The 14,517-nt window shown below is 47.4% G+C and carries 10 protein-coding genes; 7 read left to right on the top strand and 3 right to left on the bottom strand.

Annotation, left to right across the window (positions count from 1 at the left end; all coding sequences use genetic code 11):
* The first annotated feature begins 33 nt into the window (after positions 1–33).
* The 7 genes from FJQ58_RS08520 (at position 34) to FJQ58_RS08490 (ending at position 8,232) form a co-directional block, all read left to right on the top strand.
* Complete coding sequence (locus FJQ58_RS08520; protein WP_139992297.1) at positions 34–1,344, top strand: ABC transporter substrate-binding protein; 1,311 nt, start codon at positions 34–36, stop codon at positions 1,342–1,344.
* Between the two features lie 56 nt (positions 1,345–1,400).
* The gene (locus FJQ58_RS08515; protein WP_139992348.1) at positions 1,401–2,300 is read left to right on the top strand and encodes a carbohydrate ABC transporter permease; all 900 of its coding nucleotides are present in this window, start codon (positions 1,401–1,403) and stop codon (positions 2,298–2,300) included.
* Positions 2,301–2,302: 2 nt separating this feature from the next.
* Positions 2,303–3,145 carry a carbohydrate ABC transporter permease gene (locus tag FJQ58_RS08510; RefSeq protein WP_139992295.1) on the top strand — a complete coding sequence of 281 codons (843 nt, stop codon included), beginning with the start codon at positions 2,303–2,305 and terminating at the stop codon, positions 3,143–3,145.
* Positions 3,146–3,239: 94 nt separating this feature from the next.
* Positions 3,240–4,709: a DUF5605 domain-containing protein gene (locus FJQ58_RS08505; protein WP_139992293.1), complete on the top strand. Its 1,470-nt coding sequence runs from the start codon at positions 3,240–3,242 to the stop codon at positions 4,707–4,709.
* Positions 4,710–5,221: 512 nt separating this feature from the next.
* Positions 5,222–6,418 (top strand): IS256 family transposase, encoded by a 1,197-nt coding sequence (locus FJQ58_RS08500; RefSeq protein ID WP_139992290.1) that lies wholly within the window; start codon positions 5,222–5,224, stop codon positions 6,416–6,418.
* A gap of 437 nt (positions 6,419–6,855) precedes the next feature.
* Positions 6,856–7,452, top strand: a complete 597-nt coding sequence (locus FJQ58_RS08495) for a TetR/AcrR family transcriptional regulator (protein WP_139992288.1) — start codon at positions 6,856–6,858, stop codon at positions 7,450–7,452.
* A 30-nt stretch (positions 7,453–7,482) separates the two neighbouring features.
* Positions 7,483–8,232 carry a (S)-benzoin forming benzil reductase gene (locus tag FJQ58_RS08490; RefSeq protein ID WP_139992286.1) on the top strand — a complete coding sequence of 250 codons (750 nt, stop codon included), beginning with the start codon at positions 7,483–7,485 and terminating at the stop codon, positions 8,230–8,232.
* A gap of 122 nt (positions 8,233–8,354) precedes the next feature.
* Here FJQ58_RS08490 and FJQ58_RS08485 read toward each other — a convergent pair whose 3' ends face one another.
* The 3 genes from FJQ58_RS08485 to FJQ58_RS08475 all read right to left on the bottom strand — a co-directional run bounded on the left by FJQ58_RS08485 (position 8,355) and on the right by FJQ58_RS08475 (position 14,372).
* A complete protein-coding gene (locus FJQ58_RS08485) occupies positions 8,355–10,325 on the bottom strand; it encodes a M56 family metallopeptidase (RefSeq protein ID WP_139992284.1) in 1,971 nt (656 codons plus the stop codon).
* 2 nt (positions 10,326–10,327) lie between these two features.
* Positions 10,328–10,690 carry a BlaI/MecI/CopY family transcriptional regulator gene (locus FJQ58_RS08480; RefSeq protein WP_139992282.1) on the bottom strand — a complete coding sequence of 121 codons (363 nt, stop codon included), beginning with the start codon at positions 10,688–10,690 and terminating at the stop codon, positions 10,328–10,330.
* Between the two features lie 220 nt (positions 10,691–10,910).
* Complete coding sequence (locus tag FJQ58_RS08475) at positions 10,911–14,372, bottom strand: discoidin domain-containing protein (protein WP_139992280.1); 3,462 nt, start codon at positions 14,370–14,372, stop codon at positions 10,911–10,913.
* Positions 14,373–14,517: the final 145 nt, after the last annotated feature.

Here is a 14,517-nt window from a genome sequence, read left to right as displayed (position 1 = left end):
TTAGCTTGCTAACTAAAAGGGAGGTTTTTAAAAATGTTCAAAAACAGAATGTTATGGTCTTCGCTGCTCGTCACCCTGATGATTTTCCTCGCTGCATGCGGCAACTCATCGACTAACAGTCCGTCTGGCAGTAATAAAGGAGAGGAAGCCGCAGACAAAAAAGTAGAGTTGCGAATGATGTGGTGGGGGTCTCAAGCGCGTCATGAAGCAACGCTGAAGGTCATTGATTTGTTTGAGGGCAAAAATCCTAACATTTCGATTAATGCCGAATATTTAGGAGCGGACGGCTACTGGGATAAGCTGAACACCCAAATTGCAGGAGGCAATGCTCCTGACCTCATTCAACTGGGCAACAATTACCCAGACTATGTATCCCGCGGCACGCTGCTTGAATTGGACCCATTCATGGGCAACGAAATCAATTTGAGCGATTTTGACGAGGCGATTGCCACTAGCGGCAAGCTGAATGATAAACAATATGGCATTAATTTGGGCTCCAATGCACTTGGCATTGTGTATAACACCGAGCTGATCAAAAAGGCAGGCATGGAGCCGCCGAAAGCGGGTCTGAGCTGGGACGAGCTGGAGCAGTATAGCAAGGAGCTTGTAGCTAAGCTAGGCAGCGGTTATTATGCCTTCGCCGATCAATCTGCCTTTACCCACTATGTTGGACATTATGTGCGTCAAAGCGGAAAAGCGCTGTTTGATGGCACCAGCATTTCCTTTGATGAAGCAGACATGACCTCTTGGTTTGAGATGTGGAAGCGTTTCCGCGACGAAGGCATCATTCCTTCAGCAGAGAAATCGGCTGCTTATTTGGAAGTCGCTCCCGACAATTCTATGTTGGTTGAAGGTAAAACTGCGATGGTCGTCATGTGGTCCAATCAGTTGAAGGCCTTCCAGGAAGCGATGCAGGATGAGCTGGAAATGATCCCGCTGCCAAGTGGCGGAACCGAAAAGGGCATGTGGATTCAGCCTAGCCAGTTCCTAGGGGTAAGCGCAAAAACTGAGCACGGCAAGGAAGCGGCTGCGTTTATTAACTTCTTTGTTAATGATCCTGAAGCTACAGCGATCTTAAGCAGCGACAGAGGTATCCCGGGCTCCAAGGTCGTTCGTGAAGCTCTAAAAGCGAATGCAGAGCCAATCGTATTGAAAACGTATAACTACCTGGATGTGGCCGCTGAGCAGTCCCGCGAGATGGACCGCGAAATGCCAAACATTGCCGAATGGGATGCCGCTTTGAAAAATGCGGCTCAGAAAATAGCTTTCGGCGCGGCTTCCGCTCAAGAATCTGCCCAAGAAGCTTTGAAGGCCGCTCAAGCTGCAGCTGCCAAAGCAAAATAAAATCCCAATAGGAGGGACCGCGTTTGAAGCAATCAGCTAAATCAAATCGGACTTCAATGTATCTCAAGGGGCTGTGGAAGAAAAATGCGGTCCCCTACCTTTTTCTTTTGCCTTGGTTTTTGGGGGTTTTCGCACTCACGATCGGACCGATGATCAGCTCACTCTATCTCTCGTTTACCCAATATGACATGCTGACACCGTCCAAATGGATCGGGACCGAAAACTATGCCAGAATGCTCGATGATCCCCGTTACATGCAATCGTTAAAGGTCACTTTTACTTATGTGTTCGCATCCGTTCCGTTAAAGCTGATTTTTGCGCTTGCGGTAGCCATGCTTCTGAACAAAGGCATACGTGCACTTCCACTATACCGGACGGTCTATTACATTCCGACCCTGCTTGGGGGAAGCGTAGCGATAGCTGTGCTGTGGCGCAAAATGTTTGGCGGCGGCGGTGTGCTGAATGAGTTTTTGCTCAGCGTGTTCGGCATTCAGGCTCCGGATTGGGTCTCGAATCCCAAATATGCGATTTATTCGATTATTGCGTTAACCGTATGGCAGTTTGGCTCGTCGATGATTATCTTTTTGGCGGGTTTAAAGCAGATCCCGATGGAGCTATATGAGGCATCCCAGGTGGATGGAGCAGGCAGAATGCGCCGCTTCTTCAATATTACGATTCCGATGCTCTCGCCAGTGATCTTCTTCAATCTAGTCATCCAGCTGATTACGGCTTTCCAGGCCTTTACGCCAGCCTTCATTATTAGCGGCGGCAAAGGCGGGCCTATCGACTCTACGCTGTTCTATACCCTGTATCTCTACCAAAAGGGCTTTGCCTTCTTCGAGATGGGTTATGCTTCTGCTATGGCGTGGGGACTTCTGGTCATTATTGCGATATTTACAGCTATTATCTTTGGCACATCCAAGTATTGGGTTAACTATGCGGACGGGGGGAAATGACGATGAATACAACTTCAAGAGCACAGGCTATGGGGACGCACCTCTTCGTCATTTTGCTAGGCCTTGTTATGCTCTACCCGATTATTTGGCTGGTGGTCAGCTCGTTCAAACCAAGCTACCTCATCTTTTCGGATTTGTCGATTTGGCCCAAAGAGGTCACGCTGGACAATTATACGAAGGGCTGGTCAGGCGTATCCAAATCCTCCTTCGGCACGTTCATTGGCAATTCCATTATGCTCGGACTGATTTGCGTGGTGGGAAACGTGGTTTCATGCTCGATGGCGGCCTATGCATTTGGAAGGCTGAGCTTCTCTTGGAAAAAAGTATGGTTCGCGCTGATGATGGTGACCATTATGCTGCCGCATCACGTAACGGTCATTCCGCAATATGTCTTTTTCTTCAAAATGGGCTGGGTAGACACATTCGGTCCGCTATTTGTACCTAAGCTGTTGGCCACGGAAGCATTTTTTATTTTCCTCATGGTGCAGTTTATCCGCGGCTTGCCGCGCGATCTCGACGAGTCAGCGACGATTGACGGCTGTGGGACAATCCAGATTTACTGGCGAATTATTTTACCGCTTGCTTTTCCCGCGCTAATTACAACGGCCATTTTCACGTTTATCTGGACCTGGGATGATTTCTTCAGCCAATTGCTGTATCTGAACTCGCCGGGCAATTACACGGTTCCACTTGGTCTGCGCCTGTTTATGGACTCTTCTGGCGAGTCGAACTGGGGTCCTATGTTCGCGATGTCAGTGGTCTCGTTGATCCCAGCCCTAATTATTTTCTTCTCCCTGCAGCGTTACTTTGTAGAGGGTATTTCTACGACGGGGATTAAAGGGTAAACAGCGGGAAAGGATTAGTCAAAAAGCTTGTTAGGGAGCAGCAGGCCGAAGAGCGTCTGCTGCTGCTGCAAACGAAGGGGGAGGGCAAGAGCGCATGACGGTACGGGAAGAAGCAGTGGAGCGATGGGGGCAATTTGAGATTTCACTGTCCGGCCCGCAGGAGGGCAACCCTTATGCGGAGCAGGAGCTGAAGGGATATTTTAGCAAGGACGGGCATGAGGTATCGGTCAGGGGATTCTATGACGGAGGCGGCATATACCGCATTCGATTCATGCCGGAGCAAGAGGGGCGATGGGCTTATAGAACCGAAAGCTCGTCAGCACAGTTGAATGGGCATAGGGGAAGCTTTGAATGTATCCCTGCCCAGGCCGGGAATCATGGTCCGGTTCGAGTGAAGGATGAGTACCAGTTCGCCTATGCGGACGGCAGCAGCTACGCGCCTTTTGGGACCACCTGTTATGCATGGATACATCTGGACGAGGCCATGCAGCAGCAGACGCTGGCTACCCTGGCAGAAGCGCCGTTTAATAAGCTGCGGATGTGCGTTTTTCCGAAGCACTATGCGTTCAACTCCACCGATCCGGATTGCTATCCGTTTGTGAAGGAGGAAGGCGGCAGCTTTGATCTGGAGCGGTTTGATCCGCGCTTCTTTGCCAAGCTGGAGCAGCGCATATCCGATTTGCAGCAGCTTGGAATCGAGGCGGATTTGATTCTATTTCATCCCTATGACAAAGGCCGCTGGGGTTTTGATGCTATGGAAGCGTCAAGTGATGATTATTATTTGCGTTATGTGATTGCCCGCTTGGGCTCCTTCCGCAATGTATGGTGGGCGCTGGCGAATGAATACGATTTTATGGAAGAGAAGCATATGGCGGATTGGGACCGCCTGCTGCAGCTGACACAGGAGGAAGATCCTTACGCACATCTGCGTTCCATTCATAACGGCACGAAGATGTATGATCATGCCAGTGTCGTGTTCTACGATCATAAGCAGCCATGGATTACTCATCTGAGCGTTCAGCATTGGGATGTAACGATGCCGCCGATCTGGCACAGGGAATTCCACAAGCCCATTGTGGTGGATGAATGCTGCTATGAAGGTAATCTGCCGCAGCGCTGGGGCAATGTGACAGGCGAGGAAATGGTACGCCGTTTCTGGGATATCATCGCCCGAGGCAGCTACTGCACGCATGGAGAAACCTATGCCGATGAGCAAGATACCATCTGGTGGGCCAAGGGAGGCAAGCTGCATGGCGACAGCCCGGAGCGAATCCGCTTTCTGCGGATGATTCTGGAGGCAGCGCCGAAAAACTGCAAGCCGATCCCTGAGGTATACGACGTACCGACCATTGGAATTGAAGGCGAGTACTACCTGCAATACTTTGGCATTCACCGTCCGGCATACCGGGTCCTTGAGCTGCCTGAGGGCAGCAGCTTCAAAGCGGAAATCATCGATACTTGGGAAATGAAGATTACCGAGGTCGAGGGACTGCTAAGCGGAACAAGCAGGCTAGAGCTGCCGGATAAAATCTATCAGGCGGTTAGGCTGACGCGCGTGTTGTAATTAGTCAGCAGCATCAAGCTGTTAGGCTGGTTTCGTTGAACCGTTGACCTCAAGCAATAGCGTGCTCAAGCCCACATCTCGTTGATCGAGTTGTGGGCTTTTTGCTGCGTGTATCTCTATAAGTTGAACTAAAGTTTCTCGTGGTGGTCACTGTGTGAGTAGATTATTCTTTAGGGTCGCGGTTGTAACCAGATTCTTTGATTGACTAAGACATGTAAAGATAAGATCCGGCTACAAAGACGAACACTTCGTTTCTCCAGAACGATCTTCTCACTTCGCTTACACTTCATTTTTTTAGTTCAACTTATCTATATCTCCAAAACCCAGCCATAAGCTGCCCATTTGAAGCCGCCCGGCTAGATTAGATCTATTTTTTAGACCTATTTCATCCGTTTCGACTATTTGCGCGATGGCGTAAAATAAGTTGTGTACCAGAATTTGGAGCCTAGTCAGGCAACAAAAAAGTAGGGTATTCTCGGGATTACGACACCACCAAGAAGGGACTCTACTCGATGACTATATTACCAGAAAACCAGCTTAATAATCTATTTGAAAATCTTGTCACACAGTTTGTAAAGGATAACATGGAATCCATTATGCGCGCGGAGATCCAAGCGTTTATGTCGAGCGATGAGGCAGGCACGCGCAATAGCCGCAATGGATATTACACCCGAAACCTGCACACGAAGTACGGGAATGTGGAGGATTTAGAGGTTCCTCGTGACCGGCAAGGGCTCTTCCAGACCCAGCTGTTTGAGCCGTACCAAAGACGAGATGGCTGGCTGGAGGAGGCCGTGATTCAGATGTACAAGTCGGGGATGGGTACCCGAGATGTGGCCCGTTTTATTGAAAGTATGTTTGGTAGTCACTATTCCCCCACGACCGTTAGCAACATTACCGCTACGGTACTTGACGACATTCACCAGTGGCAGAAACGCCCCTTAAATAAACGCTATTCCGTGATCTATCTGGATGGTCTGTACATCAAACTCAAACGCGGGACCGTCAAGGGAGAAGTCATCTATTTCGCAATGGGAATCGACGAAGATGGACATCGGCAAATTCTTGGGTTTTACATAGGTGGCCAAGAGAGTGCAAACGGCTGGCGAGAGGTGTTAAAAGACCTCTACAACCGAGGAGCGCAGGAAGTGCTGCTCGGTGTATTTGACGGGCTGCCCGGACTCGATGCGGCTTTCCAGGAAACCTACCCGAAAGCCGATGTGCAGCACTGTATCGTTCACAAAGTTCGCTCCACCTTCCCAAAGATTCGGATACAGCACAAAACGGAAGTGATAGAAGATCTGAAGACCATTTACAACGCGCTGGACCACGATTTAGCGATGGCTGCGTTTGACACCGTAAAGGCCAAATGGGGCAAGCTGTACCCAAAAGAAATGCAGTCCTGGGAAGAAAACCTGTCCACTTTGCTGACGTTTTACAAGTATCCAGCACTCATGAAGGAAGCGATCTACACCTCCAATCCAATAGAACGAATGAACAAGGAAATCCGAAAGCGCCTGAAGCCGATGAACAGTCTAACCAATATGGATGCTGCAGAGAAAATCGTCTACCTCGACATCATGGATTACAATGAACGTTTTAGCGCACGTGTCATTCGCGGCTTCGGTGATTTGGAGGTAAAGAAGAAACTGAACGAGATGTTTGAAGCGCGTTATCCGGTGCAGAAAGAAGCGGAAGAAACTGCCTAATTCCCTTGTTCTTTGGGTAGGGGTTCCCCCTGCCCCAAAGAACATCCACACCTACAAACAAACATCCGAGAAGCTACTTACTGCTTTCTTACACAAACTTCTTGACGCTACCATTTGCCGCCAACTTAGATCTAAAAATTAGATCTATATCTCTAAAATTCAGCCATAAGCTGCCCATTTGAAGCCGACCGGCTAGATTAGATCTATTTTTTAGACCTATTTCATCCATTTCGACTATTTGCGCTAGAATAGATCTAAAAATTAGATCTATATCTCCAAAACCCAGCTACAAGCTCCCCATTTGAAGCCGCTAAGGTAGAGTAGTTTGAAGAGGCAATAAAGAAAATTTTTTAACTATCGGTAGTTAAATTATTGACTTTTTAAATTTTTACTGTTTATAATTATTACCAGGAATCGGACGGAAGGGGCAGATGTATATGAAGAAAAAGGAACTTACGACTAATCAATTAATAGAAGCCGCATTTGAGCTTTTTGCAGAGCATGGATTGGAAAAAACAAGTTTAGGAATGATTGCTAGCAAGGTCGGCATAACAAAGCCTTCGATTTACTATCACTTTGCTACCAAAGAGGAGCTTGTGGGTCGAACCTTTGATCATATATTCAAAGATCATCATTTCGAGAAGTATTTTCAGACACACTCGCTGACAAAAGAGAATTATAGAGATACTTTGTATCAAGGGGGCTTACAAATGTTGCCGGATGGTGACAAAGAACATTATGCCTTAATGAGAGTGTTAAATGAGTTTATGATGCTTGCCGAACGTGATGAGCTTTACAGAGCACGTATAACTGATATGCAGCAGGAGTTTTTGAATGGTTTTCGTGCTCTATTGATTAAGGGGGTAGAGTTAGGCATTGTCTCCTCACAAAATGTGGATTATAAGGCCCAGATACTCGCATTAGTCATCGATAATATTTCCAGATGTATGATGATGAAATTTGCTTTGGATTATCAAGAGGTTTGGAAGGAAACCATTGATAGTGTTCTTAGAGGAGCTGCGCAAGCGAAGTGACCATATTGTTAATGAGGAGGAAAGCGACGAATGAAATGTTTTATCATTACCGGCACATCTAGAGGAATTGGGGAAGCATTGGCTGATCAATTGCTAGCTGAGGGTCATCATATTTTCTGCATATCAAGGACCTCCAATAAACGGTTAATTGAACGGGCCCAAGAAAAAAAAGCCAGGCTGAGCTATTGCTCATTTGATCTTAATCAACTAGGTGAAATTGATAAGCTATTTGAGAAGATTTTTCGAGAAGTGGAAGATGCAGCTGATTTAACCGCTATCTATTTGATAAACAATGCAGGAATGCTAACTCCGGTTGCGCCAATTGAACAAAACACTGCTGCCAGCATTATTGAAAATGTACATGTAAATCTGCTTGCTCCGATGATTACAACGTCCAATTTTATTAAGCTTTCACAGCAATTAAGGATAGATAAGCGAATCATGAATATTTCTTCAGCTTCTGCCCGATATCTGATGCCGTCACAAAGCTGCTATAGCACCTCCAAAGCTGGCTTGGACTCGTTCACCAAAAGCGTAAGCATGGAGCAGTCAAATCAATTGAAACCTGTTAAGGTAGCCTCCGTATACCCAGGAATGATTGATACACAGCTGCAGGCGGATATTCGTTCGGTAAGCAAAGAACAATTTCCTTACGTCGACCAATTTATAGAGTTAGCAGAAGAAGGAAAGCTGCAAACAGCGGAAGATACAGCAGCAAAATTAATCGATATCCTCTTCGATGACGAGTATGGAAGCACTGCGGTTATCGAACAATTATAATTACATTAACGTTATCTTTATTTAGTAGTGAAGGGATAGCGAAATGATATCCTTTCCTATATTTCAAGAAAAAAACAGCCTACTCGGTTTTCCGAATAAGCTGTTTTATTGTTCAAATCATATTATTCGTCCCTTGCAGGCTTAAGTGAGATACGCCCCTTTGCATAAACGATATCCGCAATAAAATCAGTACGCTCGGCGGTGAAATTAACAAAGCCAGCACTGCTAGATATCTTTGCTGCATAAAGGGATAAGGTGCCGTCACGATTAGGCATGAGTGCCATATCCCCACCCATATGCGCATAGTCAAAGGCTTGGACCTGCTCCGTAACCGGATCAAAGTAACCGGCTAGGGAGCGATGAAGGCCGGAGCCAAATGAATAGGTAAAATACAACTCCGATTCCCCGCTGCTATCCAGATCGGCGAGAGCCATGCTGGTCACGCCAAACCCGCCGAACCACTCCCCAAGTGGATACACTTCCCCCTTATATAGCAAAAAGGATGCGGAGGATTGGTCATATTTAAAAATCCGATATTCAGAGTTTTCTTTCATTGATTCCGGTGTAATGTTATAGGGCATGTCTGTGTCATAGCCTGATTTGAAGTCCTGTTGCAAAGCTAGAAAAGCATCCACACCGTCTTGAGTTCCCGTGATCGTCGTATTTTCGGGCATGTCCTCGTTAAGCTTTGAAATTTTATAGATGCTCCAAACATATTCGCTCTTAAGTGTATTTACGTTGTCCTTGTGCATTTTTGCAAGCCATAGCTCATCGTCCAGCAAATAAAGGCGATAATCCGAATTAACGGCCGAATGAGTTAGTTTGTATTGATAACGTTCTTTATACCCTGAAATATTAGGGACATTAAGGCTAGCGCCTTTCATATTAGGCATTATAAAGCTGTTCTTGAATTCTTGCTCATCTAAAGCTTCCCGTTCATAGATAGCCGCCATTTTCTGTTGATTGCCGACTTCATCAGTGATGATAAGCGAGTTTTCGGTAAATGTGTAGTATTCCTTAAACCCTTCAAAGGCCAAAAACGAGCTAAATAGATTCATATAGACCTGCTCCTCAAAACGATAGCTGCCATACGGCTCAATATCCTCATCGATTGCTCCATTCACGATTGGATTCGTGGCACAAACGGCGACAGCCAGGATACAGGCAGCAGCAGAGAAGGCAATCATTCGTTTTTTCGGCGCCCTAAAGCGCAAAATATTTTTTACGCGCTCCCGGATGCCCGTCTCACCGAAAGCCAATGGGCTTGCAGACGGGAAACGCTGGTTTGTTGCAAAGGCTAGCAACGACGAACAGTATTCCTTAGCGATATCCGAACCAGTCTCGGTCAGCACCCGTTCATCGCAGCTCATCTCCATATCTTTGGCCATTAATGCGAAGGCAAGCCACGCAAATGGATTAAACCAGTGAATGGCAAGAACTACAAATGCGAGCGGCTTGAGCAGATGATCTTTCCTTCTTAAATGGTAGGCCTCATGCTTCAGGATGTAGACGCGTTCCTGTTCCCGAAGGCCAAAGGGGATATATATCCGCGGCTGGATAAAGCCAAGAATAAATGGCGACCGAATGCTGTCGGACTCGTAGACCTGGTTATTTAGACGGACGGCCGTGACCATGCGTCGTTTCAAGCGGAAGTAGGACACCAAGGCGTAAAGGAGCAATGCAGCTACGCCTGAACCCCAAACAATAGTGCCGATCTTAATCCATAGTTGCAGAGGATTTACGCTAGCGGCAGGGGCAGCCGGAGGCAGGCTTTCGCTTATCATGGCATTCATGGTCGGAATGCCCACGGTCATCCCCGGTTTCTCCATATAGCCGATATCCGCAGGCACATAGCTCAGCGCGGATGGACTGTTCTTTTGTGCGGCCGCCATATCAAAAGGAGGAGCATTGAAGATGCTGAACTCCGAAGAAATAGATACCGGACAAACAAGGCGAAATAGCATAATCGCCCACAACAAATAGGAATACTTCTTCGGCGCTCGTTTCAGCAGCAGGCGGATGAGAAGCACGGCAGCGATTACGTATGTAGCGGTTAGGGACATATTAAGTATTTTTAGAAAGATGGTTTCCATACTCACCCCTCCTTATGCTCGTCAATCAGGCGTTTTAACTCCTCGGCCTCTTTAGTGGAGAGACCTTTATTGCCGAAAAAAGATACGAGAAACTGGGGCAGCGAGCCCTCGAAGGTCCGCTCTATAAAATGCTCGCTCTCGTAAGCTTGTATCTGCTCCTTCGGGATAATGGAGCTAACTATCGTATCTTCATTTTTAAGAAGTCCTTTTTCGCACATTTTTCGGAGCACGGTATAGGTGGTAGGTTTTTTCCAGCCGAGCTTTTCAGAACAAAGGGTGACCAGCCTTCCCGACGCTACCGGCTCGCTCTCCCACACGACCAGCATAAAGCGATAATCACTTTCACATAGCTTTAAGTTACTCATAATAACCTCCCTTAATGGTTTGTGGTTATAAACCTATAATCTGAGTTTATAACTATAAACCAAGATAGTCAATGGAGCGGGAGATTTATTTAAAATTTCATGCCATCTTATTGGCACACGCATCATAAACTTGCATTGAGTTGAAGCAGCTATCACGATCAAATAAAAAAACAGCTTACCCGGCTACCCGAGTAAGCTGTTTGCTGTTCATTATGTTAGATCACCAGTTGTTGCCCGATACTCTTGTAACGGTGAAGTTCGGGCTGCCGCTTTCGCCATAAATAGCTGCAACACCAGGGTTATTTACCTTCACGTTCGTAAAGCTTGCTCCGCCAATCGCTGGGCCTTGGCCTTGTTCTCCTCTGACTACAAGCTTGATCCCGTAGCGGCTCGGATTGTTAATGTTGACGTTCTCAACGCGAACATTTTGCATAGCTAGGTTCTCCGGGGACTTCGTCTGGAACATTAAGCCAAAGTAGACCGGATTATTAATATCTACGTTTTTCACCAGAACGTTCTTAAAGGTTCGATCTCCACCGAAGAACCAGATCGCTCCAAAGTTCTGATATTCATTGATTTTGTCATCGGCTCCGACGCTGGTCCAGAAATCTCCACCCGTCCGATCTAAGGTTACGCCGTCAATGACGGTATCCTTATCGCCAAAGCCTAATGTGTTGTAACCGAAGCTCAAGCTGCTAATGGTTATGCCAGGATAAGTTAACGTATCCGCACCATAGAGGTTCTGATAGAGGTTATCCGATCCGCCATATACGGCAAAAGCCGCTGCGCGTCGCACACAAGTTGCAGTTAGGTTGATGTACTTGTTGCCTACATTGTAAGAACCGCCCGAATCAACTGCACTGAACAAGGCGAAGGCATCGTCACCAGCACCTCTTGAATAGTTGTTGTCGATGACGTTGTAGGAAGAACCATTTGTCATGTTAATGCCATCTGCGAATGTGTTTTTGATACGGTTGTCTTTGAACGTATTGTTAGATGAGTTGACTCCCCAATACAAGCAGATGAAGTGCTCCACCCAAATGTTTTGAACCGTTACGTTTTGCATGCCGTTACCGTCGATAAATTTGCCAGGTCCGTCTGTCCGGTACACATAGTTGCCCCATGCAGACAGATCTTTAATCGTCGAACCGTTTGCAGTAGAACCGATGTTAAAGCCTACATCCGTATTGGATTGGTTTTGTGGGGCTACCAATTTGGTATGCCACGGGCCTGCGCCAATAATTTCGGTTGCGCGTCCATAAAGGAATATTTTGCTGTTAATCGTCCACTCGCCAGCAGGGATAAAGATTCCTTTTTTCGTAGAATCCTGTCTAAATTCATTAAGCGCTTGCTCAATGGATTTGGATGCAGATACCTCAACATATTTGGTCGGGTCCGGATTGGATGCTGGAGGAGCGACATTTTCGGTTTCGATCATGTCTACATAAATGGACGATACGTCTCCGGCGTCTTTCTGGATTTTGATCTTCGTTCCGGCTGGATAGACTTGGTTAAGCAGAAGCTGGGCATCTTCATAGAGCCAGTAAGCGGTTAAGCCTGCTCCAGGGCTGTTGTCATAGCCAAGTCGGCCAAGCGTGCTTGGCGTTGCGTATACGTAAGAGAACTTGGATGATACCGTGAATTTGCCTTTGCTTACACCGTCAGCGTAAATGCTAACGGTTCCAGTCGTGCTTTCCGGAACCGCATTGCGCAGGACAAACGCGTTAGCCGCCGAAGTCAGCGTAAACTCTACATATTCGCCTGTGGCATCAAGAAGAACGGCCGAGCGCCCGGAAGCTTCGCCGGCATAGTCGCCAGGCTTGAAGTTTGGAACTAATTTAGTTCCGTTCGTCGTATTGGAAGCCGATTCTGCTTCAATGATGGTAAACGGCATATTTGCCCCGCGGCCTGAATATAGGCTTGTCGTATTGCTGTTGTTGGCTTGCTTGATGACGACTTCATTCGCATCATTGGCAACCGTTGCGGTTACCGTATAGCTGCCATTGACAGCCGTCCACGTTCCCATTGTCACATTAGAGGATTGCCCTACCGCTAACGAGCCGTTATAGGAGCCATTCAAGGTTTGAATGGTTGCGCCGGCAGCGTTCTTGAGTACGAGCGTGATGGCATGAGCGCCGCCTGCAGAAGCAATATTGCCTTGGTTTTTAAGATTTACTGTAAAAGTTACCGTATTTCCAGCACTCGGATTACTAGGATTCCAAGTAGCTGTTGCGACTAAATCAGAGCTTGGCACAGCAGCGACAGTCAGCGCAGTCGCACTGTTGTAGCTGTTGTTCGTTTCGTTCTGTTCGATAATCGCGTTGCCCTCATCGACCTTGGCACTAACCAGGTACGTGCCTGCATTTTTCGTACCGGCATTGAGCGAGACGGTTGCTGATGCGCCTGCTGTCAAAGCAGCCACCGGAGCGGAACCGGCAAGTTCGTTGCCTAGATAGAAGTTGACAGTAGTCGCAGGAGAGTTTGAGGTGCCGATATTTTTAACCGTTGCACTAAGTGTTATGGCGTTTGTCTCAATGGGAGCCGTTGGCGTCCAAGTCAAACCTGTAATGGTGAGGTCCGGATTGGGAGCCGCGGCACCATAAATTTCGAACTCGGCTACTTGGCCGGCAGGAGCGCCGCTGTTGGCTGTTATGTTCAATCGAACCTGTTTGGCTGTAGCTGAAACCGGAATGATTACCGAGTTGCCGTTAGCAGGGTTGAACGTATACGTTCCAGCAGAAACCAAGGTAGTGAATGCAGCCGTGTCTTGGGTGTTGCCTAACACTTGAATGGTTTGCGTACGAGTACCCCATGCGCTAGACGGATTTAGCTTCACAACAATGGATGTAATAGTGTGGTTGGCACCAAGATCGACAGTCAGCTGACTCGGATTGCTGCCGCCTTCCCAGTATGTAGCCGTATCGCCATCATTGCCGTTTGAGGCTACGAATGTGTGGATCGTTGAGGAAGAAGTGATTGATTTGCCTAGTGCTAAGTTGGACCCAGCCGGAGGCGTTGGCGTAACCGTAGTTGTTGGTGTAGGTACTATTGTTGGTGTCGGTGTTTGAGTTGGTGTAGGAGTCGAAGTCGGTGTTGCTGTTGGAGTTGCAGTTTGTGTAGGCGTAGCCGTCGGTGAAGGAGATGGTGTTACGGTGGAGCCGTAAATTTCAAATTCGGAAAGCTGCCCAGCCGGCCAGCCTGTATTAGCCGTCATGTTTAGGCGAACGTAGCGGGTATTGGTAGCGGCAAAATTAATGGTCACCGCGTTGCTGCTTACGGAAGGATTAAAGGTGTAGCTTGCAGAGCTGACAATAGTGGTAAATGTCGAGCCGTTCGTGCTGCCCTGCACAGCGAGGGTTTGCGTACGCGACTCCCAGCCAGCGGGCAGCTTCAACACGATTTGATCAATGCTGGTGCTTGCTCCGAGATCAATTTGAATCCATTGCGGAAATGCATTGTTTGTGCTTTCCCAATACGTACCCGCATTGCTGTCATTGACATTGCTGGCAACGTACACATCGGCGTGGCCGCTTGCCGTTACCGTTTTGCCGAGAGCAAGGTTAGGACCGCCTGCGGCTGAAGAGGAGGAAGGATACAGAGTGAGCTGTGATAACAAGAGGACACATGCCAAAAATAAAATAACAATCGGTTTTCTTTGCAGCATTTGGCTCATAGAGAACATAAAAAACCTCCTAGTATATTTTTAACCAAACAACAATTAATGCGCTTTCATTTTTGCGCAGACCGGCGTTCTCTTTTGAAACCACCTCCTTAATTATGGGATATGAATAAACGCCGCTAACCCATTTTGCATATTGCCATGCCTG

Source organism: Paenibacillus paridis (assembly GCF_006345825.1).
In the GTDB taxonomy this organism is placed as follows: Bacteria; Bacillota; Bacilli; order Paenibacillales; family Paenibacillaceae; genus Pristimantibacillus; species Pristimantibacillus paridis.
This window is presented reverse-complemented; position numbering and strand designations above follow the sequence as displayed.